Origin of the sequence: Bacillus cereus group sp. MYBKT14-1, from assembly GCF_051915185.1 — a bacterium.
Classification (GTDB): domain Bacteria; phylum Bacillota; class Bacilli; order Bacillales; family Bacillaceae_G; genus Bacillus_A; species Bacillus_A cereus.
Genome location: NZ_JBQAEF010000001.1, coordinates 881,458 through 905,598, shown reverse-complemented (window position 1 = coordinate 905,598; position 24,141 = coordinate 881,458). Strand labels below are relative to the sequence as shown.

The following is a 24,141-nucleotide window of genomic DNA, read 5'->3' as shown; positions in this document are numbered from 1 at the left end:
CTCACAGGACTACATTTAAAAGGGCTTTACTTATCGTATATGCTTACTCGATCTTGTTGATCTGTCTCTTGCAAATCAACTTCGATACGCTCTTCACTTGATGTTGGAATATTCTTCCCTACATAATCAGCGCGAATTGGTAATTCGCGATGACCTCTATCAACAAGAACCGCCAATTGGATTTGAGATGGTCTACCTAAATCCATAAGAGCATCCATTGCTGCTCGAACTGTTCTTCCTGTATATAATACGTCATCCACAAGGATAACTTTTTTCTTCGTAATATCTACAGGGATATCAGAACCTTTTACAAGTGGTTCTTTATTTTTCGATTGTAGTGTTAAATCATCACGATATAACGTAATGTCTAACTCTCCAACTTCCATTTCTTTTCCTTCAATTTGACCAATTCGTTCTGCCAAACGTTGTGCAATAAAAATTCCACGAGTTTTAATTCCGACAAGAACACAATTATCGACACCTTTATTTCGTTCCACGATTTCATGACTAATTCGTGTTAAAGCGCGGCGAATCATTTGGTCATCTAAAACGACAGCTTTCTCTTGCATGCTCTACACCTCCAAGCTTTTTTCTTGCGTGAGAGTAATGGTATAAAAAAAGTCCTCTCAACGTGTGCGAGAGGACTTTTGAAAAAAGGGTACAACATACCCTAAGTATTTCAAACCGTTACCTTCTCAACCTCACGGGGCTGTGTTAAAGGATCATTATTTAACTGTTGTCAGTATCTCAATTTTCTTATGATTTGTCAATACTATTTTCGTAAAATATTTAATGCGTCTTCAAACACTTCTGGAATCGGTGCCTCAAACTGAATATATTCACCCGTACGAGGATGATCAAAGCCTAAAATACCCGCATGAAGTGCTTGTCCATTCATATCTAACGTTTTCTTCGGACCATACTTCGGATCTCCTGCAAGTGGATAGCCAATATATTTCATATGAACACGAATTTGGTGCGTACGTCCCGTTTCTAAGCGACATTCTACAAGTGTAAAGTCTTTAAAGCGTTCTAACACTTGGAAGTGCGTAACAGCGTTCTTACCATTTTCATCAACTGTCATACTTTGACGCTCTTTCTTATCACGAGCAATCGGAGCATCAATCGTTCCCTTATCATGCGGAATCACACCGTGTACAATCGCTTTGTAACGTCTCGTTACTGTTTTTGCTACAAGCTGATTCACAAGCGATTCATGTGCCATATCATTTTTAGCAACCATTAATAGTCCAGATGTATCTTTATCAATACGATGCACGATACCTGGACGCATTACACCGTTAATGCCTGATAAGTCTGTACAATGATGCATAAGGCCATTTACAAGTGTACCACTTGTATGCCCTGGTGCTGGATGTACAACCATACCACGTGGCTTATTTACAACAAGCACATCTGCATCTTCATAATAAATTTCTAAATTTAAATCCTCTGGTTGAATATCTAACTCTTCTGGTTCAGGAATTGTTACTGTAATTTCATCTTCTTCTTTTACTTTATAATTCCCTTTTACCGCTTTCCCGTTTACTGTCACAACGTCATCTTTAATCCATTGCTGCACTTGCGTACGTGACCATTCGTTATTTATCCCTGCAACGAATTTATCAATTCGCTCATTTTTTTGCTCTGCTGCAACTGTTACTTGTACTACTTCACTCATTCAATTACTCCTTCGCTTTCTTGCCTTCTAATAATGTTTGAATAATAATTAATACAACACCAATACATAATGCTGAATCAGCTATATTGAATACTGGATAGTTGTACGAGAAAATATACACGTGAATGAAATCCACTACTTCTTGTCTAAATACACGATCAATAAAGTTACCAATTGCCCCGCCCAAAATTAGGCCTAACGAAATACCTAGAAGTTTGTCTGTTTTCGCATACTTTTTCATATAAAATACAATAAACACTACAAAAACAACTGTAATAATGTAGAAGAACCACATTTTATTTTCTAAAATACCCCAAGCAGCGCCTCTATTTCGATGTGATGTTATGTATAATACATTGTCGATAATCGGAATACTCGTACCCAATTCCATGTTCTTTACAATTAACCACTTCGATATTTGATCGATAGCAATGACGAATAACGCTATTACATAATATATCATTTTCATTTCCCCCACAAAGACAGTGTACCTCAAAATTTTAGCATAGCTGCTACCTTTTCACAATGAACCTTTATAGAAGAATAAAATAAATTAAAAAAAGGTAATATAATATCGTTGTGCGTATTCATACATTTACCTTTTCATAAAAGAATTCATGAATCGTACGGGCAGTCGGCATTGTCTTCATTTGCTTTGTCGAAATTAATCTCCCCGTCTCTTCACAAATACCATACATGTCTATTTCCATTTTAAATAATGCGCGTTCTACATCCTTTAAATCCTCTTTTATATCATGTAATAGCAATTTTTTCTTTATCTCTTCCTTAATTTCATATCCAAGCTCTTGGCTGAACTCGACATCATATTTGTGCATTACTTCTTTAGCTAGTCTCTCTTGCAACTCTTTTCTCATCAATTGCAATTCTTCTTTTATTTCCATGTAAATTTCATTCACGTGTACATTCCTCCTAGCTGTAATGTACAGTTAGTGTGTCCGAAATTTATTTGCTTACCTCACACACATTTTTCCTTCACAGGAAAGAGTCTGAAAGTGATTTTGATATGCCATAAACAAAAAAACTGACTGCATCAATAGCAGTCAGCTTTTTTGTTTATTTTACATAGTTTTCTTTAACAACTGTTGCACAACGCTCACATAATGTTTCATGTTCAGCATCTTTACCAATTGTTTCTGAAACTACCCAACAACGTTCACATGTTTCACCAGTTGCTTGAGCAACAACAACCGCTGTATGTTCATACTTCGGTGCATCTGCTGGCGCTTCATCCATCATACCACCAAGTTTATACTCAGAAACGATGAATAATTGCTTTAAGTCTTCGCTAATAGACTCTAACATAGCTTTCATTTCTGCAGTTGGATATAGCGTAATGCTTGCATTTAATGACTTACCGATTACTTTTTCATTACGAGCTACTTCTAGTGCTTTTAACACGTCATCACGTAATGTCATAAATGCATCCCATTTTGTTTTTAACGCTTCCGCATCATCTAATTGTACAGCTTCTGGCATATCAGTTAATTGTACACTTTCTTCTGTTACGCCTGGAATGTATGGCCATACTTCATCAGCTGTATGCGGTAAGATTGGTGTTACAAGTTTCGTTAACGCAACAAGAACATCATATAATACAGTTTGAATCGCACGACGATCTTCGTGGTTTGCACCTTCAATATATAAAATGTCTTTTGCAAAGTCTAAATAGAATGAACTTAAATCAATTGTACAGAAGTTATGAATTGCATGATACACAGCAGCGAAGTCGTATGTCTCATATGCTTCTTTAACTTTTGTAATTAAGTCATTTAATTTCACTAACATGTAACGATCTACTTCACGAAGTTCAGCTACAGCTACTGCATTTTCACTTGGCTTAAAGTCGTCTAAGTTTCCTAATAAGAAACGGAATGTGTTACGGATTTTACGATACACTTCTGCTACTTGTTTTAAAATATCATCTGAAATACGTACGTCAGATTGATAGTCAACAGAAGATACCCATAAGCGTAAAATGTCTCCGCCTAATTGATCCATAATTTTCTTCGGTACGACAATGTTTCCAATCGACTTACTCATCTTACGTCCTTCACCATCTAGTACGAAACCGTGACTTAGTACGCCTTTATATGGAGCTTTACCTGTTACAGCAACTGCTGTTGATAATGAAGAGTTAAACCAACCACGATACTGGTCAGATCCTTCTAAATATAAATCAGCTGGACGCTGTAAATCTTCGCGCTCTTCTAATACCGCTTGGTGAGAAGAACCTGAATCGAACCATACATCCATGATGTCTGTTTCTTTACGGAATTCGCCATTTGGGCTACCTGGATGTGTAAATCCTTCTGGTAATAGATCTTTCGCTTCACGCTCGAACCATACGTTAGAACCGTGTTCACGGAATAAATCTGCTACATGGTTAATTGTTTCATCCGTAATAATTGGATCACCATTCTCAGCATAGAATACCGGAATTGGCACACCCCATGCACGCTGACGAGAAATACACCAGTCACCACGGTCACGAACCATATTATGAAGACGAGTTTCTCCCCATGCTGGTACCCATTTTGTTTCTGCTACAGCTTCTATTAATTCTTTACGGAATGCTTCAATAGATGCAAACCACTGTGCTGTCGCACGGAAAATAATTGGTTTTTTCGTTCTCCAATCATGTGGGTATGAATGTGTAATGAATGTTAGTTTCAGTAACGCGCCTACTTCTTCTAATTTTTCTGTAATTGGTTTATTAGCTTTATCATAGAATAAGCCTTCAAATCCAGGTGCCTCATTTGTTAATACACCTTTATCATCGACTGGGCAAAGTACTTCTAATCCATACTTTTTACCAACAACGAAGTCATCTTCCCCGTGTCCTGGTGCTGTATGAACACAACCTGTACCTGCATCTGTTGTTACGTGGTCTCCTAGCATAACTAATGAATCACGATCGTAGAATGGATGTTTTGCAACTGTGTACTCAAGTTCGCTACCTTTTACTGTTTTCACAACTTCAGCATTTTCCCACTCTAACGTTTTTGCAACTGTCTCAAACAGCTCAGAAGCAATGATATATTTCTCATCGTTTACTTTTACAATGCTATATTCAAGCTCTGGGTGAACAGAAATACCTAAGTTTGCAGGTAATGTCCAAGGTGTCGTTGTCCAAATGATGTACTTTTCATCACCTTCTAATACGTTCTTTCCATCTTTTACAGGGAATGCTACGTAAATAGATGCTGATTTTTTATCTTGATATTCAATTTCAGCTTCCGCTAAAGCAGATTCACTCGTTGGAGACCAGTAAACTGGTTTTTGACCTTTATAGATATAACCTTTTTTCGCCATGTCACCAAACACTTTAATTTGTTGTGCTTCATAAGCTGGCTCTAAAGTAATATATGGATTATCCCAATCTGCACGTACACCTAGACGCTTAAATTGTTCACGTTGACGTTCTACTTGTTCATATGCATACTCTGCACATAACTTACGGAACTCAGCAACTGTCATTTCTTTACGTTTTACACCTTTATTTGTTAAAGCTTGTTCAATTGGTAAACCGTGCGTATCCCATCCTGGAACATATGGCGCACTAAAACCAGTCATTGATTTATAACGAACAATAAAGTCTTTTAATACTTTATTTAATGCATGTCCCATATGAATGTCACCATTCGCATATGGAGGTCCATCATGCAATACAAATAAAGGACGTCCTTTTGTATGTTCTTGTACTTTTTCGTAAATATTCATTTCAGCCCATTTTTCTTGCATTGCAGGCTCACGTTTTGGTAAATTCCCACGCATTGGGAACTCTGTTTTTGGCATCAGTAATGTATTTTTGTACTCCATGCTCAATTCCTCCTTACATGTATAAAAGAAACACTTAAAAAACGGAATAAAAAAGAGACCTTCTCATCCCAAAAAGGGACGAGAAAGTCTCCCGCGGTACCACCCTAGTAGATCATATACATATGTATAGAATCCTCTTTATATTCTTAACGCGAATACACGCCTACGCTTACTCTATTTGTTCAGCGCGGAACTCCAGGGTGATATTCCCACTATCTCCTTATCCTGAGCTTACACCATCCTCAGTTCGCTATATAAGGTTTGAAAAGGTACTTATCCCTATCTTCGTTTTTCTTAATAAATATGTTGTTTAAAATTATATGTAATAATGAGAAAAACGTCAAGCTTACACTGTTTCTTCTTTTTTCAACAGTTCATCTACTTCGTCTTCTAATTCAATTAGTTTATCCCAATCATCGTTGTTTAACATCTCAAGCTGTGTTTCTAATAACATACGGAAACGAGTTCGGAATACTTTCGCTTGTTTCTTTAGCTCTTCAATATCAAAAGCAACTTTTCTTGATTTTACTAATGCTTCGTTAATAATACGATCAGCATTCTTTTCAGCTTCACGCACAATTAATTTCGCTTCTTTTTGCGCATTACGTTTTACTTCTTCCGCTGCTTCTTGTGCAACGACGATAGATTTGTTTAACGTATCTTCAATATTAGAGAAATGATCTAACTTCCCTTCTAACTGCGCAACTTTTTCTTCTAAAGCTTTTTTCTCACGAATGACCAATTCATAATCTTTGATAATTTGATCAAGAAACTCATTTACTTGATCTTCATCATAGCCACGGAATCCGCGACCAAATTCTTTGTTATGAATATCTAATGGTGTTAACGGCACAACGCCACCTCCAAGTAGTTATCTAAATTTCCTCTTTCAATTATATCTTTTCTTCGACAAAATAGGAGGATTTCCTTCTAAAAAACCAATCATTTTAGTATACCATACAAAATTCTCCATTTGTCGCGTTTTGTTCTACCTTCTACAGAAAATAATTTACTTCGGCCATATCCTCTAACAGAAAAAACATCTCCTGGATAGCATTCATAAGAAGTTTGCTCCACTGTTTTCCAATTGACTTTTACTAAACCATTTTTTATGAAAGGTTGTACTTTCTGTCTAGATAAATGTAACATTTCAGCTAACATAACATCTAAACGAAGTGAAGAAACCGTTCCAGATTTCTCTCCCCACGTTTCATCTATCTGTAGAATTTGTTCTCCTTGCACTGACGCTAAAGAGACTTTTACTTTCCCTATTGATTGTAAGTTCATCTCAATATACGATACAATTTCTTTCGCAACTACAATTTGGGCACGATTTTCTTGCAGCAAAATATCACCACATTTTTCTCTTGTTAAACCAAGAGACATAAATGTACCTAATATTTGCCTATGTTCTAGCGTATAAAACTTGGAAGGATAGTCAATTTCTAATACTTCTACTTGAAATTCTTCTTCATTTAATTCTAGATAGTCTGGATAAATAAGTGCTCTTTTACGCTCTGCATTAGGCGTTGCACCACCAAATTGTACAGCAACATCACCTTGTCCTATTACCATAGAAACAATTTGTTGTTGCCTAGGATCAAGAAAATCCGTTAACTTCACTTGATGGTACTCCGCCGCTCGCTTCCACTCTAGCACTTTGTCCACAAAGACCTCCTCATCAGGCCTAAAATGTTCGTAGATGCTCATGTATTTACCTTCTTACTATAAGAAATAGCTTAATAAACTGAACAAACCAGTTTTAGCAAGTTTCAACGCAAAGATCGCAACGATTGGAGAAATATCAATCATTCCAAGCGGCGGAATAAAGCGGCGGAATGGTTCTAAATACGGTTCACAAATACGTGCCAGGAACTCTCCAAAAGATGATTCCTTTGCACCAGGAAACCATGATAGGAGAATGTAAATAATAAGTGCCCACGAGTAAATCTCGATAGCATAACTTAACACTATAAAAACTGTTGTCATGGCGTATTACCACCTCTTTATATTTGTTTCTTCTTCTTCACCGAATAACTCTGAAATCGCACCAACAATATCTACATTTTCAGGTGTACACATAAATGTTTTCGGCCCTATTTTTTGAATGTCCCCGCCTATAGCGTATACAGTACCACTTAAAAAGTCAACGATACGTACCGCTTGATCAGTAGACATTCTCTGCAAATTAATTACAACAGCTCGTCTACCTTTTAAGTGGTCCGCAATCCCTTGTGCTTCCGAATATGTGCGTGGTTCTAATAAAACAACTTTTGAAGATTGTTTTGCTGTTTCAATACTCACAACATTTTGCTTCGGTTGCGCTTTCGGAAACGTAACGTCTTGTTGTTCTGGTGGATCTTGCTGCTTTTTCATGTCTGTTTGCTCCTTTTCATAACCATATTGAGCTGCTTCTTTTTCTTCCGGTGTATCAAAAAAGAAGTATTTTACTTTTGACCAACTCATAATAAGATTCTCCTTCCTTTTACGCTTTTCCTACTAAAATCGTTCCCAAACGAATATATGTAGCCCCTTCTTCAATTGCAATTGTGTAATCGTTGGACATTCCCATTGATAATTCTTTACATGGCGCATGTAATAACTCTAGCTCCTGCACCTCTGTTTGCAGCATACGTAATTCCTTAAAACAGCGTCTGATTTCTTCCTCTTCTTCTGTAAATGGAGCCATCGTCATTAGTCCAACCACTTCAATTTTATCGAATTCTTGCAAACTTTGAATAAAAGAAACAACCTCTTCTATTGCCAATCCTTGCTTCGATTCTTCAGATGAGGTTTTCACTTGAATAAAGCATTTCACTTTCTTATCAGCACGTTTCTGAATTTCTTTCGCCAGCGAAAGACGATCTAACGAATGTAAATAATCAATTTCATTAATGATTTCTTTTACTTTTCTCGTTTGTAATGAGCCAATAAAGTGCCAATTAACTTTTGAACCGAAATGCTCGTATTTCTGTAAGAAACCTTCATTTCTATTTTCACCTAAATCGATAATTCCAGCTTCAATTACTTCGTTTGTTTTTTCAATCCCTACAGTTTTTGTAACTGCAACAAGTTTAATATCTTGCAACGAACGTCCAGCTCGAGCGCAAGATTCTTTAATAGCTTCATTTACAATTACTAAATTTTCTTGTACTGTCACTTGCTTCCTTCCTCCTTAAAACCTATGAAACTCAACATTCTTCCTGTCTTACCTTGATCACGACGATGAGAGAAAAATAGTTGCTCTTCACAGCTTGTACAAAGAGATGACATTACAATATGCTCTTCTTTTATGCCTGCTTGTACACATAATATACGATTAATTTCTTTTAAATTAATTGCGTACTGCCCGTCAGAAATTTTTTGATGAGGAACAGCACCGCTAACTACTTCCTGTGCTGCTGTTAATACACGATCATCCACAACATAACAACAAGATCCGATCGACGGCCCAATTGCAACATGAATTTCATCACTTGAAATACCTTCTGCATTCCACTTTTGAATCATTTCCTTTGCAATCTCTTGTACAGTGCCTTTCCATCCAGCATGCGCAAGTCCTATCATACCATGTGATGGTGCATAAAAATAGAGCGGAACACAATCCGCGTAACAAGACGTTAACAGAACATCTTCATTACTCGTATAAATGCCATCTGTTTTTGAAATGCCGTCCTCATATGAATAGACACCACTTCCCTTTTCCTGTTGCCCTACTTTTTCAACATGATGAGCATGAACTTGTTCAGAGCAAATCCAGTTTTCTAATGGTTTTTGTAACTTATTTGCTAAAATGCGTCTGTTTTCATGAACGTTCTCCACGATATCATTCACATGTAATCCTAAATTCATCGCATGAAAGGAGCCCGTACTTATCCCACCATCTTTTGTCGTAAATCCAGCAGTAATGTTTCCAAGTTCTTTCCACGCTTGTAAATACAGTATACCGTCCACATATTTAAATGGTTCTCTCATAATAAAGCGGCTCCTTTTAATTAAAATAACAGAAAAAAGCATGGTACTTCCTGTCTATTTTACCATACTTTTATTTTTTCATAATCCTAACAGAAAAAAAAGAGGAATTTGTAATATTCTTTATGAAATTGTCGGTGTTTGTATTGATTCTGTTACAGAATTAACAGGATTTACTCTTACAAGTATGACATCTTCCCCAATTTTCACAATTTCCTTCCAAGGAATTACAATCTCAACATCTTTTCCAAAAATACCTAGCATACGTGTCTGTTTGGAAATAATGACAGAACAAATTTTCCCTGTGTTCATATCAATTTCAATATCTCCAATATTCCCAATCCTTTTTCCATCTGAAATATTTATAACATCCTTCATCTGTAACTCTGAAATTCGTATCACCATTTTTATCCTCTCCCTTATATGACAAATTGGAAACTGTTTCTCATATTTACAGGAAGCCATCTATACGAAACACCATGCTAGTTTCATTATATGAACACTAATCCCCTACTATGAGCACAAACCATATTACATATAAAAAGGTCTCACCATAATTGGTGAGACCTTATCCTTGAATCGTTTTATTCATTTGTTTAATGGCTGACTTCTCTAAACGTGATACTTGCGCTTGGGAAATCCCAATTTCTTCTGCAACTTCCATCTGTGTCTTTCCTTGGAAGAAACGTTTTCTAATAATCATTTTCTCTCTATCATTTAAACGCTTCATTCCTTCTTTCAATGCTAATTCTTCAACCCACTGCTCGTCCTTTTGTTTTTCATCACTTAACTGATCCATAACAAAGATAGGATCTCCCCCATCATTATAAATCGGTTCAAATAATGAAACTGGATCTTGAATCGCATCTAAAGCAAATACTATCTCTTCATGAGTTACTTCTAGCACTTTTGCAATATCCATTGCTGTTGGTTCTTTTGAATTTTCTGCAATCAATTTTTCTCTTACTTGCAAAGCTTTATACGCAATATCTCGCAATGAGCGCGATACGCGAATCGGATTATTATCACGCAAATATCTGCGTATTTCCCCAATAATCATCGGCACAGCATACGTTGAAAATTTTACATTTTGGCCTAAATCAAAATTATCAATTGATTTCATAAGTCCGATGCAACCAACTTGAAATAAATCGTCAACATATTCTCCTCTGTTATTAAATCTTTGGATGACGCTCAGTACAAGACGTAAGTTTCCATTCACTAATTTTTCTCTTGCGCTTATCTCTCCACTTTGCATTTCACGAAATAATTTACGCATCTCTTCATTTTTTAATACTGGAAGTTTAGCTGTATCAACACCGCAAATTTCTACTTTGTTTCTCGTCAAAGTGTTCCCTCCTATCGGGAGTTGCTGTACAGTGTAAAGTATTTCCTTTGAAGGGGATTTTATGCATGTGGTTTTTTCACGATTTATTATTTAAATTATCTTTCCTAATACAACTAAATAGAATAAGACCAGCCTACATAACGGCTGGTCTTATTCTTTACACCATTTTATTAAATTCTTTTCGTAATCTTTTTATAATTCTTTTTTCTAAACGCGAAATGTATGACTGTGAAATCCCAAGCATATCAGCCACATCTTTTTGCGTCTTTTCCTCTCCTCCAGCAAGCCCAAACCGAAGTTCCATAATTTGTTTTTCACGATCATTTAATTGGTGTAATGCTTTCATTAAAAGGTGACGATCTACAGTAGCTTCTAAATCTTTTGTAATAATATCATCATCTGTACCTAACACGTCAGACAATAACAGTTCATTCCCATCCCAATCAATGTTTAGTGGTTCATCAAAAGAAACTTCCGAACGATTTTTGTTATTTCGACGTAAATGCATTAAAATTTCATTTTCTATACAACGCGATGCATATGTTGCTAATTTTATTTTCTTTTCTGGATTAAATGTATTTACCGCTTTAATAAGGCCGATTGTTCCTATACTAATCAAATCTTCAATATTTATCCCTGTATTTTCAAACTTTCTTGCTATATATACAACGAGCCTTAAGTTACGTTCAATAAGTAATGACCTTGCTGCCTGATCTCCTTTTGGCAATTTATTCAAAAGAACTTCCTCTTCTTCTTTTGTTAACGGTGGTGGCAACGCTTCACTTCCACCAATATAATAAATTTCATCGGTCTTAATTCCTAATTTCAGCAATACTTTATACCAAAGGTATACTAAATAAAATTTTAATTTCATCATATTATCCCGCCTCTCATTTATTAAGCAATCACCATTTTTTGCGAAATCAACATTTTTGGATGCACAATACATTGATACTCCCCATTAGTAGACAGCTGTTGTGTATTTAATCCAATTAATACTTTGTTTACAACAATAGAACTACCTTCATGGTCAACTTGCACACTGTCAGGCTTAATTGCCCACAAAAATTGACTCTCTACTCCTACTGCACGGAAAGGAATTAAGCGTAATTTGGTCGCCCAACCAGAATCATTTTCTGGTATTTGAGGAATTTCTGTTTTGGAATAAATTTGTTCTGTTAACCAAGATGGTAAGCAATGTTCTAATGATGAAACATGCATAATCATAACAGGTGTTTTTGTTAATGGGTCATAAAGTTGGTTCCCACTGTCAATAAGACCTGCGAGTTCTAGTTCTTCTTCGGCTAATTGAATTTTTACTTTCACAATTTGATCATAGTGTATTTTCGTGACCTCTACGCTTTCAATACGCTTTTTAGAAAAATAATAAATTACTGGAAAACCAAAAATAACAAATAACCAACTAATTGGATCACCGTAAGAAATTGACTGAGATTGAACCAATCCATTTACCATTTCATTCGTTTGCAAAAAGAAATGAGTTCCAATTAATCCTCCGCCAACCATAAAGGTTACAAAGTAAAAAGTAAAAACAGTTTGTGCATAATTTCTAAATGTCGTAAACCCAAATGCTGTATACACAATAAGTAACGAGTACAGTAGTTTCATAATTGGATGTGTCATCATAGAAGCAAAAGGAGTAAAGGCAAAAATAACAATAGTTGAACCTATAAATGCCCCTAACACAAGCCTCCATCTTTTGATTTTCTTTTTTAACACGGTAGCTGTTAATAAAAGCAAAAGAAAATCAATGCAGGCGTTTAACAACCAAACAACGTCGGCGTAAACAACCAAACAATTCACCTCTTTTTTCAAGTTGAGACTAGTATAATGCATATCCAATAGGAAAGTGTGTCAATTTGCGGAGGTGTTTTTTTGTTATTTTGTGATTTCTAGACATAATCTGTCGGTAAAAAATAAAAGTACAAATTCATAGAATGATATACTCTTATTTTCACAAACAAAATATATTGAAATATACGAAATAAAAAAAGACCTGCTTAGCAGGTCTTTTCCATAAAAAATAAAAAGGAGCATGAAAGCTCCTTTTTTTATCGTCTACGACGGTTACGTAAAAATGCTGGAATATCGATATCATCTGAATCTGAATGACGCTCATGTACAACTGGCTCTTCACGCTTCATTTCACGTTTTACTTCACGCTGTTTTGAAGGTTGAGCTACTGGTTGTTGCTGTTGTTGCGTGTGGTTCGCATTCGGACGAATAATTGGTTTTGGTGGTTGAGTTGCAATGCTATCATCAAAACCAGTTGCAATTACAGTTACAACGATATCATCTTTTAATCCTTCGTTAATAACAGAACCGAAGATCATATTTACTTCTGGATCTGAAGCTGAAGCTACGATGTCTGCCGCTTCTTGTACTTCATATAAGCTTAAGTTAGCGCCACCCGTAATGTTCATGATAACACCTTGAGCTCCATCAATAGATGTTTCTAGTAATGGGCTAGAAATCGCTTTTTTCGCAGCTTCTGCAGCACGATTTTCCCCATTACCAGAACCAATACCCATTAAAGCAGAACCTCTATTAGACATAATTGTCTTTACGTCTGCAAAGTCTAAGTTAATTAAACCTGGCGTTGCAATTAAATCCGAAATACCTTGAACACCTTGACGTAATACGTTATCAGCTTCACGGAATGCTTCTAACATTGGCGTATTTTTATCAACAATCTCTAATAAGCGATCGTTTGGAATTACAATAAGAGTATCTACATTTTCTTTAAATGCTGCAATACCAGATGCTGCTTGCGTCGCACGCTTACGTCCTTCAAAAGTAAATGGACGTGTTACAACACCTACTGTTAAAGCACCTAATTCTTTTGCAACTTGAGCAACAACTGGAGCTGCACCAGTTCCAGTTCCACCGCCCATACCGGCAGTTACGAAGACCATATCCGCACCACGAAGTGCTTCTTGGATCTGTTCTTTACTTTCTTCTGCAGCTTTTTTCCCTACTTCAGGGTTTGCGCCTGCACCAAGTCCACGCGTTAATTTTCCACCAATTTGCATTTTTGTTTCAGCTTTTGATAGATTTAATGCTTGTGCATCAGTGTTCACAGCGATAAAGTCTACACCTTGTACACCGTGTTCAATCATACGGTTTACAGCATTGTTTCCGCCACCGCCGACACCGATAACTTTTATATTCGCTAATTGATCTTGAGTAGTATCAAACTCTAACATGTCGAAATCCCCCTAGAACCTCATTTTTCGTGTCCAATTTTAATCCCATAAATAACGGAATACACGTTTTACTTTTGACATCATGCGGTCATCATTTTGATTATTATTGTTTTGATTACGAGTTTTTTGTTTCGTGGGTTGCTGTTGTACCGGCGTTGGTGCTGGTGCTGGTACTGGTTCAAAATGCTCTTGCTTTTCCTGCACATTTTTCCCACGTAATTTAGCTTTTTGATAAGAATGTTTAATTAATCCAACTCCACTTGTATATTGGGGCTCACGCACACCAATATAATCAGGAGTTGCTACACGAACATTTTCATGTAAAATATCATATGCAAGATCAAGAACACCTGGCATAGAAGCAATTCCGCCAGTTAGTACATAACCAGAAGCCACTTGCTTTACTCCTAACTTACGCACTTCATCTTGAACAAACATTAAAATTTCCTCTACACGAGCCTCTATTATATCCGATAATTCCAACTGAGAATATTGTTCTGTTTGATCACTTCCCATAATAGGAACCGTAAACATCTCTTCTTCAGATGCTGTATCATAAAAAGCATGTCCATATTTCAACTTAATTTGATCTGCATTTTCTGTTGAAGTTTTCAACCCAATCGCAATATCTTTCGTTATATGGTCTCCACCTAATGGTAATACGCTTGTCGCTTGTAACTCTCCATCTTTAAAAATAGATAAAGTTGTAGATCCTCCCCCCATATCAACAAGGGCTACTCCTCTATTTTTTTCATCTGAAGATATTGCAACTGTTGCAGCCGCTAAAGGTTGAAGACAAATATCAACAATTTCAAGACCTGCTTTTTCTACACAACGAAGTAGGTTATGTAGTAAAGTTCTCGAGCCTGTAATAAGTGTACCTTCCATTTCTAATCTTACACCGATCATCCCGCGTGGATCGTTAATCTCGTCAAGACCGTCTACGATGAACTGTCGAGGTACCACATCAATAAACTCACGTTCTGGAGCAATTGACACAACTTGTGCTGCATCTAGAACGCGTAAGACATCTTCATTCCCGATTTCACGATCTTCATTTGAAACAGCGACTACTCCGTGACAAGGAAGTAGCTGTACCTGGTTTGCATTGACACCTACTACAACTTGCTCAATGTGGATCCCCACCATGCGCTCAGCTTGTTCAATTGCTTTTTTAATTGATCGAACAGTCTCGTCTATATCAACTATCGATCCCTTCTTTAAACCATTTGATTTTACATTTCCAACACCAATAATGTTTAAGCTGTCATTAACCATTTCACCAATGATGACTTTAACATTGGATGTACCGATGTCAAGACTAACATATATTTCATTGCTGTTCATTCTTTGGCACCTCCTTCTTTATTTATACCATACAACTCAATATATGGAACAACAATCGCAACTTTACTATTTATAAGAAAAATATTCAACGTCTTTATACGTTTCCCTTTTTTAACCCTATATTTTTCTTATTTTTATTTAGCATTCAATTAAGAATATCGCAGTAAACTATGAATAACTGCTTATCTTGAAATAATTCTATTTCGAGTGTAAAGTTTACCGCCAAGTATAAGTCTACACTAAGATGTACTCATAGAAAAGTGAAACTTGTACCAATACTAGTATGAATCTAAGAATTTTTACATATTTTTCATCAAATGAACCATTCTTCTAAATTCGTATACACATAATAGAACGTTCGTTTCGTTTTTTCTGCTATAAGTAACGAAAACTACCATTCTATTCTTTTTTTTCTTCCGCACCTAATTCTTTCGTATATGCACCTACTTCTAAGTCAATTAATACCTTCTTACCTGGCTCAATTGTTTTTAAAATAAGCGGATAGGCTTCCATACGTTTTGCGAAATTTTGAATTGTAGTGCTCACTTCATAACCTTCATTCATATATAAAGTAAGATGATCTTCATTCGCATTCGTTGGTGAATAGCGAATCTCCGAAATAGATTTTAAAATAGCTGGTGTTAATTTTTCTAGTTCAGCGATTAACTCCTTCATTTTCTCTTCTTTAAAAGGTTCGAAAATCGGTGCTGCAACAGGAAGTTTTCCATTAGGTAGTACATCAAGCGTTTTTCCATTCTCTAATAACGGTTGTAATTTTCCCTCTTTATTTATATAACCAATCGTTAAATATTCTTCGATATGAATATCAATATTGTTTGGAAAACGTTTTTTTACATTTACTGCTTTAATTTCTTTTCGCTTCGTTAAGTTTTCTTCAGCTTTATGTGCTGTCACTCGGAAATAACTTGTATCATATGTTACGCCTGAATCCTTCATTACTTGTTCATCCGTCATATAGTGATTTCCAAACACACTAATCTTTTTTATATTACTAAGCGGAGACCGAAAATAAATTAAAAAGAGCACTAATAAAAATAAAATTGATATGTATAAAATCAATCGATGATTAACATTTTTTTTGTTTTTTTTCTTTTGATTTTTCAATTTTGGTACACGATCTTGTAGTTTAATCACTTTACTATTATTCATGTACGATCCCCCTATGTAACATAAAGAACGGCATGTTCCTCATGCCGTTCTTATCTTCTTATTATAACATAAATGATAATGAGCGGAACGAATAACCGTTATCTTCCAATGATTTCTACTTCTGTGTGCATATCTACATCAAATTTATCCTTAATTGTATGTTTTATTAATTCAATTAAAGACAATACATCTTGCGCTGAAGCTCCCCCAGTATTAACAATAAAATTGCCATGCATTTCAGAAATTTGAGCTCCACCAATCCTATAGCCACGAAGCCCTGCTTTTTCTACTAAATCTCCTGCAAAATGTGGGATTGGATTCCGAAATACACTTCCTGCACACGGGTGATTCCATGGTTGCGTTTCACGGCGGTAATCTTTATTATTTTGCATGCTACGTACAATTTCTTCACGTTTCCCCGCCTGTAATTGAAACACCGCCTCTAAAACAATACCAGGACGTTTCGTTTGCAATACAGATGCCCGATAAGAAAACTCCAGTTCTTTATTCGTTAACCAGTCAATTGCACCGTCTTCAAACAGAATGAGAGCCTTCGATAATACACTCGATATATCCGATTTATGTGCACCTGCATTCATATATACTGCACCACCGACACTTCCTGGAATACCGCTTGCAAACTCCAATCCAGCTAACCCTTGACGACTAAGTAAAGTTGACAATTTAATAAGAGGATACCCACTACCAACTCTTACCTTATGTTTTTCGACCTCTAAGTGATCTAATCCTTCTCCTAAACGAATAACAACACCTTCTATACCTTGATCAGATACAAGAAGGTTTGAACCGCGACCAATTACAGTCCACTTCGCTTTGTATTGCTTTACTAACTGTAATGTTTTTTCAATACCGGCTACATGCTTTGGCACAATTAAAATATCCGCTGGGCCACCTATTTTCATAGTTGTATAACGTGCTAACGGCTCGTTAACCAAAACACGACCAACGTCTGCTTCTATAAGCTCATTTACTAATTGTTCCATAGACAATCTCCCCCATATTAAGTCTCCTTATGACAATAATATGCAGGGCGTTCACCTAACGTTATCCCTCTATTTACGGGCAGTACAGCTCCTAAATCAAAATTAGGTGATAACAAAGAAATTAGGCGGAATGAGGATACCAGTAAACATCCGATTAGTGAAAGGTAATAATCAAAGAGAGAGAATCACTCCCCACTGATTAAAGCCTCACTTTATTTTTTTACAAGTTTATTCATTACTTCATACAGCTTATTTGCTGCATCTGGAATACCTAGTTGCTTAGCAGCTAGCTTCATATTTTGTAATGTTTGTGCATCTAATAAAATCTCATCAATATCACGAATAAGCGTTTCAGCTGTTAAATCTTTTTCAAGTAACATTTTTGCCGCTCCTTTATCAACAACTGAACGTGCATTCTTTTCCTGATGATTATTTGTTACATACGGACTCGGTATTAACACACTTGGTTTTCCTAACGCTGTTAATTCTGCAAGTGTTGTTGCCCCAGCCCTTGAAACAACAAGGTCTACACCAGTTAGTACCTCTGGCATATTATGAATGAACGGCTTAATAATAACATTGCTTGGGTTCCCTTTTTGCTTCACGGCTTCCATCACTTTGTCATAATGTACTTCACCTGTTACATATAGTATTTCGTAGCTTTTGTTCCCAAACTGTTCAATTGCTTCAACGAAGGCATCGTTAATCGGTCTAGCCCCACGACTTCCACCAAATATAAGTACAGACTTTTTAGGAAGAGAAAGCCCAACTGAACGTTTCCCCTTCATTCCATTTTGTTCCATTACCTCTGATGCTCGTGGATTACCTGTCATTACCACTTTTGACTCCGGAAAATGCTCTATAGCTGCTTCAAAACAAACAGCAACTTTATCAACATAACGGCTTAAAAACTTGTTCGTTACACCTGGTACACTATTTTGTTCATGTACAATAGTTGGAATACCTAATTTGGCTGCAGCGTATACAACTGGTCCACATACATATCCACCCGTTCCAATTACGATATCCGGATTAAAACGACGAATATATCGTTTACTATCCTGTACACCTTTTAGAAAACGCATTACTGTTTTCACATTATCTAATGATATTTTTCGTTTAAATCCACTTATAACAATAGATTGAAATGGTATACCTGCTTTTGGAACGATTGTACTCTCTAGTCCATTTTCCGTACCAATATATAAAAATCTTGCTTCTGGATTTAACTTTTTTATTTCTCTAATTAAAGCAAGAGCTGGATAAATATGACCACCAGTACCCCCACCACTCACTAATACACGCACTACTAACTCCTCCGCTTCTCTTTTCTTATTTCCATTATATTTATTTCTATATACATATTGCATTTTTACACACATACGAAAAACCCTGTCTTATAAACAGGGTTTAGTAGCGAGAATGGCGACTTATATTTAATAATACACCTACTGCCATTAACATTAATGTCAAACTTGATCCACCATAACTTAAAAACGGTAAGGTAATACCCGTAACAGGCATTAGTCCTGTTACAACACCAACATTAATCATTACTTGAATCGCAATCATCGCCACAATACCTACTGCTAAAAACGTACCATATAAATCTGGCGCTCCTAATGCGATACGAATCCCGCGCCATAATAATAGACTAAATAATAATAACACAAATGAACCACCAATAAAACCTAATTCCTCGGATAAGATCGCAAATATAAAGTCAGTTTGTGGTTCAGGTAAATAAAGAAATTTTTGTCTACTTTGTCCAAGTCCAAGCCCAAATAATCCACCAGGTCCAATTGCAAGTAATGATTGGATAATTTGAAATCCACTCCCGAGCGGATCTGACCACGGATCTAAATATGATGTAATGCGTTTCATTCGATACGGTGCTGATGCAATTAACCCTACAAATCCTGCTACACCAATCAAACCAAACATTGCAAAGTGAAAAACTCTCGCTCCCGAAATGAATATCATAATGATACATGTCCCAACCATTACCGTTCCTGTCCCAAGGTCTGGCTGTAACATAATCATCCCAAAAGCAAGAAACACAAAACTAAGAGCCGGTAATAAACCACGTTTAAAAGATGTAATCAATTTTTGCCGTTCTGCTAAAAACTTTGCCAAGAAAATAATCATCGCAAACTTCATAAATTCTGACGGCTGAATCGAAAATGCTCCGATTCCAATCCAACTTCGTGCTCCTCCTCGAACAAGACCTACTCCAGGAATAAGAACGAGAATAAGAAGAATGAAGCAAACTAGCAAAATCACTTTTGAATACGTACGCCACACCCAATAATCAATTTTCATAATAAAAAACATAGCTACTACACCAAGACCCGCAAACAGTAATTGTCTTTTTGCAAAAAAGAATGAGTCCCCCATTTTATAAGAGGCCCAAACTGCACTCGCACTATAAACCATAATCATTCCGATTGTCAACAATGAAAGTGTTACGATGATGAGAATAAAATCAGGCGTTTTCTTCATTACCCACAAACACCACCTCTTTAGGCACAACCTTTTGCCCTATGTAACAAAACATCAGTAGGTGTTAGCCTACTGATGTTTTGATTTACTTTATATAAGTTTATGCACAGCTTGTATAAAAATGTCTCCTCTTTCTTCAAATGTTTTAAATTGATCCCAGCTTGCACACGCTGGAGAAAGAAGAACGACATCACCATCTTTAGAATGAGCATAAGCTTTCACCACTGCTTCATCTAAAGTATCGACACTTTCAATTATATCTAATCCCGCTTTTTCTGCCGCTCTTACTAGTTTAGGAGCTGTTTGTCCAAATGTTACAATCGCTTTTACATTTTTGAAATACGGAATTAAATCATCGAATTCATTTCCGCGATCAAGCCCACCTGCTAGTAACACAATCGGTTGTGTAAACGCAGATAGTGCTTTCTCAGTCGCTAACATATTCGTTGCTTTTGAATCATTATAAAACTTACGGTTGTTAATCGTTGTTACATATTCTAAACGATGTTTTACACCCGTAAAACGTTTTAACACGACCGTAATTGCTTCATTAGAAGTACCTAATAATTTCGCAATACTCATCGCAGCTAAAATATTTTCTAGATTATGTTGACCAGGTAAAACGATATCGCTTACTTCAATAACTTTTTCACCTTTGAAATAAAGAGCGTTATCTTTTATACACGCACCATCTTCAATTTCTTTCGTTGTCGAAAACAGGATTTTTTGACCTTTAGAATACGCAGACAAAGCCATCACATCTGCATCATCCGCATTTATTACACTATAATCATTTTCTGTTTGGTTTTTAAAAATATTTGCTTTTGCTAAACCATATTCTTTCTTCGTCCCATGATAATCTAAGTGGGCCTCAAATAAATTTAAAAACGCAGCAATTTTAGGTTGGAACAATTCTACTCCCATCAATTGAAACGATGAAAGTTCTGTAACTACAACTTCATTTTCTTTTGCATCCTGTGCTACTTCACACGCTACAGTTCCAATGTTCCCTGCAATTACAGGATGCTTTTGTCCTTCTTTTAGCATTTCAAATGTCAGCATTGTCGTCGTCGTTTTACCGTTAGACCCCGTAATCCCAACAAATGGTGCTTCTGAAATACGATATGCTAATTCAACTTCCGTAACAATCGGAATTTGCTTTTCTTTCGCAGCAACTAATATTGGATTAGAATACGGGATTCCTGGATTTTTTACTACAAGAGAAATATTTCTCTCTAATAATTCTAAAGGATGACCACCGCATACAACGTCCATTCCTTTTGCTTGTAATTCTGCAGCAAGTACATTCTCTGCTAAAGGCTTTCCGTCATTTACAATAACATTTGCCCCTAACTTTTGTAACAATGTAGCTGCTGCATAACCACTTTTTGCAATGCCCAATACAAGAATATTCTTATTTTGAAATTCAGTTACAGTTTTCAATTACATCCACACCCCGATATAAATTCCTAACACAGCTAATAAAAATCCTGCAGACCAAAACGTCACAACAACACGCCACTCTGACCAACCACATAATTCATAGTGATGGTGTAATGGACTCATTTTAAAGACACGTTTTCCTGTTGTTTTAAATGAAATGACCTGAATGATAACCGATAAAGTTTCCATTACGAATACTCCGCCAATAATTACAAGTAGCAATTCTTGTTTTAATAAAATCGCTACAGCTGCAATGGCTCCACCTAAAGCTAATGAACCTGTATCTCCCATAAACACTTTTGCTGGATTCGCATTGAATACTAAAAATCCAAGTACAGCTCCTACAACTGCCATACAGAATATCGCTACTCCAAATTGCTCTTGTGCCACAGCAATAATACTAAATGCTCCAAATGCAATAGCAGCTGTTCCTGATAATAAACCATCTAAACCGTCAGTTAAGTTAACTGCATTTGATCCACCAATAAGCATAAATAGTACAAGTACGAAATACGCCCAACCTAATTCAAACTTAACATCCGTTCCCGGAATCATGATGTATGTGTGGAACGCTTGCCCTTTTCCAATTAAAAAGAATGCAATAGCAATAACAAGCTGACCTACTAATTTTTGCTTTGATGTTAAACCAAGATTTCTCTTCTTAACTACCTTTATGTAGTCATCTAAAAATCCAATCAATCCGTAACCAAACGTCACTAATAGTAATAACGAAACCTCTGCACCTAAATAATTAAACTTAATCGCCATAATAAGTGAAGTTACCATCATAGATACGTATATGACGATACCACCCATTGTCGGTGTCCCTGATTTTTTTTGATGTGACTTTGGTCCCTCATCACGAATACTCTGTCCGAACTTTAATTTTCTTAAAAATGGAATAAACAATGGCGAAAGGGCAACAGAAATTAAGAATGCTACCCCAGCCGTTACTAATAAACCTTGCTCAAGCACATGTAGTCCTCCTCTCACGTTGTTACTCTTCGTTGTTTAAACGCCCTGTAATTGCTTCTTTAGCAACTTCACGATCATCGAAATGATGAACTTCTTTACCAATAATTTGATACGTTTCATGCCCCTTACCAGCAATAATAATGATATCATCTGCTTTCGCTTTAGCGATTGCATGGTGTATTGCTTCTTTTCTATCAATGATCATTTCATAATTTTTCCCGCTTGCACCATGTACCATATCATCTAAAATAGCCGCTGGATCTTCACTTCTTGGATTATCTGATGTATAAATTGCATGAGTTGCATATTTTGTTGCAACACTTGCCATTATCGGTCTCTTCGTTCGGTCCCTATCGCCACCACAACCAACGATACAATACACATCACCTTTTGCAAATTGTTTGGCAGTTTTTAATACATTTTCTAAACTATCTGGCGTATGTGCGTAATCAACAATAACTGTATAATTTTGCCCTCCATCAACAACTTCAAAACGTCCTGGAACCCCAGCTAAATCCTTTATAACAGCAATGATTGTTTCTAATTTCACACCCGAAACAAGTCCTGCTGCTGTTGCTGCAAGTACGTTATATACATTAAATTTACCTATTAATTTCATCGTAACATTTACACTTTCATATGGTGTGACAAGCGTAAATGTAGTCCCGCCACTCGTCATAACGATATTTTTTGCCATAATATCACTTGTTGTATCAATACCATATGTTACAACTGTTGCTGCAGTACTTCTCATATACTCTTCTGTTACATTATCATCGCTATTCAGCACAGCGTACTTTTCACGATTATGATTATAACTATTGCCAAGCTGTGCAAATAGTAACCCTTTTGCATGTTTATATTCTTCCATCGTTTTATGATAGTCTAAATGATCTTGTGTTAAATTCGTAAACACCGCTACATCATAATCACATCCGTGTACACGACCAAGATCTAACGCATGTGACGAAACTTCCATTACCGTGCTGTCCACACCTTGTTCAACCATTTTTGAAAACGTCTGTTGAAGTGTTAGTGCATCTGGTGTTGTATTTTTCACCTCAAATGTTTCATCACCGATTTTCATATTAATCGTTCCAATTAGCCCTGTTTTATGACCATGTGCTCGCATAATCTCATCCATAATATGCGATGTTGTTGTCTTTCCATTTGTACCTGTAATTCCGATTAAATGTAACTTGTGTGTCGGTTGACCATAAAAATAATCAGCTAAAACCGCTAACGAACGAAAAGTATTTTTCACAAGTACAACTGGAACGTCAACATCAATTGGTCTTTCCGCAACAATAGCAGCCGCTCCTTGTGCCGCTGCTTGCTTAGCAAAATCATGGCTATCAACCGTATATCCTTTCATACATACAAATAAGCTTCCCTCTTTCACTTTACGTGAATCAGCTTCTATAGATGTGATTTCTGGATTTTCTTTTGGAACAACTGGAAAATCATGCAAACATGATACAAGTGTATGCAACTTCATTTCACTAAACCCTCTCTACATTGTTTATTTATCTTTTTTCAGTAAGCAACACATTACCTCCTATATAAGGAGGTAAGTGCTACTGACCTATTTATGAATGAGACACTTACTGTCTCAAATTAAGTAACTGTTCT

General features: G+C 36.3%; 24 protein-coding genes and 1 other annotated feature. All 24 genes read right to left on the bottom strand.

The window, feature by feature from the left end:
• Positions 1-26 precede the first annotated feature (26 nt).
• Complete coding sequence (gene pyrR, locus ACTFO4_RS04970; protein ID WP_001156491.1) at positions 27-569, bottom strand: bifunctional pyrimidine operon transcriptional regulator/uracil phosphoribosyltransferase; 543 nt, start codon at positions 567-569, stop codon at positions 27-29.
• 203 nt (positions 570-772) lie between these two features.
• Positions 773-1,681: an RluA family pseudouridine synthase gene (locus ACTFO4_RS04965; RefSeq protein ID WP_000005829.1), complete on the bottom strand. Its 909-nt coding sequence runs from the start codon at positions 1,679-1,681 to the stop codon at positions 773-775.
• A 4-nt stretch (positions 1,682-1,685) separates the two neighbouring features.
• Complete coding sequence (gene lspA / locus ACTFO4_RS04960) at positions 1,686-2,144, bottom strand: lipoprotein signal peptidase LspA (RefSeq protein ID WP_000642180.1); 459 nt, start codon at positions 2,142-2,144, stop codon at positions 1,686-1,688.
• Positions 2,145-2,268: 124 nt separating this feature from the next.
• Positions 2,269-2,598: a molecular chaperone DnaK gene (locus ACTFO4_RS04955; RefSeq protein WP_001002956.1), complete on the bottom strand. Its 330-nt coding sequence runs from the start codon at positions 2,596-2,598 to the stop codon at positions 2,269-2,271.
• A gap of 157 nt (positions 2,599-2,755) precedes the next feature.
• Positions 2,756-5,521: an isoleucine--tRNA ligase gene (ileS2, locus tag ACTFO4_RS04950; protein ID WP_000455951.1), complete on the bottom strand. Its 2,766-nt coding sequence runs from the start codon at positions 5,519-5,521 to the stop codon at positions 2,756-2,758.
• Between the two features lie 71 nt (positions 5,522-5,592).
• Positions 5,593-5,816: a binding site (T-box leader), on the bottom strand.
• A gap of 51 nt (positions 5,817-5,867) precedes the next feature.
• Positions 5,868-6,374 carry a septum site-determining protein DivIVA gene (gene divIVA / locus ACTFO4_RS04945; RefSeq protein ID WP_001131611.1) on the bottom strand — a complete coding sequence of 169 codons (507 nt, stop codon included), beginning with the start codon at positions 6,372-6,374 and terminating at the stop codon, positions 5,868-5,870.
• A gap of 89 nt (positions 6,375-6,463) precedes the next feature.
• Complete coding sequence (locus ACTFO4_RS04940) at positions 6,464-7,231, bottom strand: RNA-binding protein (RefSeq protein WP_002164454.1); 768 nt, start codon at positions 7,229-7,231, stop codon at positions 6,464-6,466.
• A gap of 15 nt (positions 7,232-7,246) precedes the next feature.
• Positions 7,247-7,510 (bottom strand): YggT family protein, encoded by a 264-nt coding sequence (locus ACTFO4_RS04935; protein ID WP_000214233.1) that lies wholly within the window; start codon positions 7,508-7,510, stop codon positions 7,247-7,249.
• Between the two features lie 6 nt (positions 7,511-7,516).
• Positions 7,517-7,987, bottom strand: a complete 471-nt coding sequence (locus ACTFO4_RS04930; RefSeq protein ID WP_000119129.1) for a cell division protein SepF — start codon at positions 7,985-7,987, stop codon at positions 7,517-7,519.
• 19 nt (positions 7,988-8,006) lie between these two features.
• The gene (locus ACTFO4_RS04925; protein WP_000218005.1) at positions 8,007-8,681 is read right to left on the bottom strand and encodes a YggS family pyridoxal phosphate-dependent enzyme; all 675 of its coding nucleotides are present in this window, start codon (positions 8,679-8,681) and stop codon (positions 8,007-8,009) included.
• Positions 8,678-9,496, bottom strand: a complete 819-nt coding sequence (gene pgeF, locus ACTFO4_RS04920) for a peptidoglycan editing factor PgeF (RefSeq protein WP_001209008.1) — start codon at positions 9,494-9,496, stop codon at positions 8,678-8,680. Before pgeF ends, ACTFO4_RS04925 begins: the two co-directional genes overlap by 4 nt.
• 120 nt (positions 9,497-9,616) lie before the next feature.
• Positions 9,617-9,898, bottom strand: a complete 282-nt coding sequence (locus ACTFO4_RS04915) for a YlmC/YmxH family sporulation protein (RefSeq protein WP_000236745.1) — start codon at positions 9,896-9,898, stop codon at positions 9,617-9,619.
• Positions 9,899-10,061: 163 nt separating this feature from the next.
• The gene (gene sigG, locus ACTFO4_RS04910) at positions 10,062-10,841 is read right to left on the bottom strand and encodes an RNA polymerase sporulation sigma factor SigG (RefSeq protein WP_000197755.1); all 780 of its coding nucleotides are present in this window, start codon (positions 10,839-10,841) and stop codon (positions 10,062-10,064) included.
• Between the two features lie 157 nt (positions 10,842-10,998).
• A complete protein-coding gene (gene sigE, locus ACTFO4_RS04905) occupies positions 10,999-11,718 on the bottom strand; it encodes an RNA polymerase sporulation sigma factor SigE (RefSeq protein WP_000976948.1) in 720 nt (239 codons plus the stop codon).
• Positions 11,719-11,738: 20 nt separating this feature from the next.
• A complete protein-coding gene (spoIIGA, locus tag ACTFO4_RS04900) occupies positions 11,739-12,656 on the bottom strand; it encodes a sigma-E processing peptidase SpoIIGA (RefSeq protein WP_000261975.1) in 918 nt (305 codons plus the stop codon).
• Between the two features lie 257 nt (positions 12,657-12,913).
• Entirely contained in the window at positions 12,914-14,068 is a 1,155-nt protein-coding gene (gene ftsZ / locus ACTFO4_RS04895) for a cell division protein FtsZ (RefSeq protein ID WP_000888984.1), read from the bottom strand.
• A 39-nt stretch (positions 14,069-14,107) separates the two neighbouring features.
• Complete coding sequence (gene ftsA, locus ACTFO4_RS04890) at positions 14,108-15,415, bottom strand: cell division protein FtsA (protein WP_001087558.1); 1,308 nt, start codon at positions 15,413-15,415, stop codon at positions 14,108-14,110.
• Positions 15,416-15,814: 399 nt separating this feature from the next.
• Positions 15,815-16,585 (bottom strand): cell division protein DivIB, encoded by a 771-nt coding sequence (gene divIB, locus ACTFO4_RS04885; protein ID WP_001065793.1) that lies wholly within the window; start codon positions 16,583-16,585, stop codon positions 15,815-15,817.
• Positions 16,586-16,683: 98 nt separating this feature from the next.
• A complete protein-coding gene (gene murB, locus ACTFO4_RS04880) occupies positions 16,684-17,589 on the bottom strand; it encodes a UDP-N-acetylmuramate dehydrogenase (protein ID WP_017672852.1) in 906 nt (301 codons plus the stop codon).
• A gap of 212 nt (positions 17,590-17,801) precedes the next feature.
• Complete coding sequence (gene murG / locus ACTFO4_RS04875; protein ID WP_025689214.1) at positions 17,802-18,896, bottom strand: undecaprenyldiphospho-muramoylpentapeptide beta-N-acetylglucosaminyltransferase; 1,095 nt, start codon at positions 18,894-18,896, stop codon at positions 17,802-17,804.
• Positions 18,897-18,999: 103 nt separating this feature from the next.
• Positions 19,000-20,091, bottom strand: a complete 1,092-nt coding sequence (spoVE, locus tag ACTFO4_RS04870) for a stage V sporulation protein E (protein WP_000753520.1) — start codon at positions 20,089-20,091, stop codon at positions 19,000-19,002.
• A gap of 90 nt (positions 20,092-20,181) precedes the next feature.
• Positions 20,182-21,534, bottom strand: coding sequence for a UDP-N-acetylmuramoyl-L-alanine--D-glutamate ligase (murD, locus tag ACTFO4_RS04865; RefSeq protein ID WP_000860115.1), 1,353 nt, complete (start codon positions 21,532-21,534; stop codon positions 20,182-20,184).
• The gene (gene mraY, locus ACTFO4_RS04860; RefSeq protein ID WP_000893060.1) at positions 21,535-22,509 is read right to left on the bottom strand and encodes a phospho-N-acetylmuramoyl-pentapeptide-transferase; all 975 of its coding nucleotides are present in this window, start codon (positions 22,507-22,509) and stop codon (positions 21,535-21,537) included.
• Between the two features lie 22 nt (positions 22,510-22,531).
• Entirely contained in the window at positions 22,532-24,007 is a 1,476-nt protein-coding gene (gene murE / locus ACTFO4_RS04855; protein WP_000766313.1) for a UDP-N-acetylmuramoyl-L-alanyl-D-glutamate--2,6-diaminopimelate ligase, read from the bottom strand.
• Between the last annotated feature and the right edge of the window lie 134 nt (positions 24,008-24,141).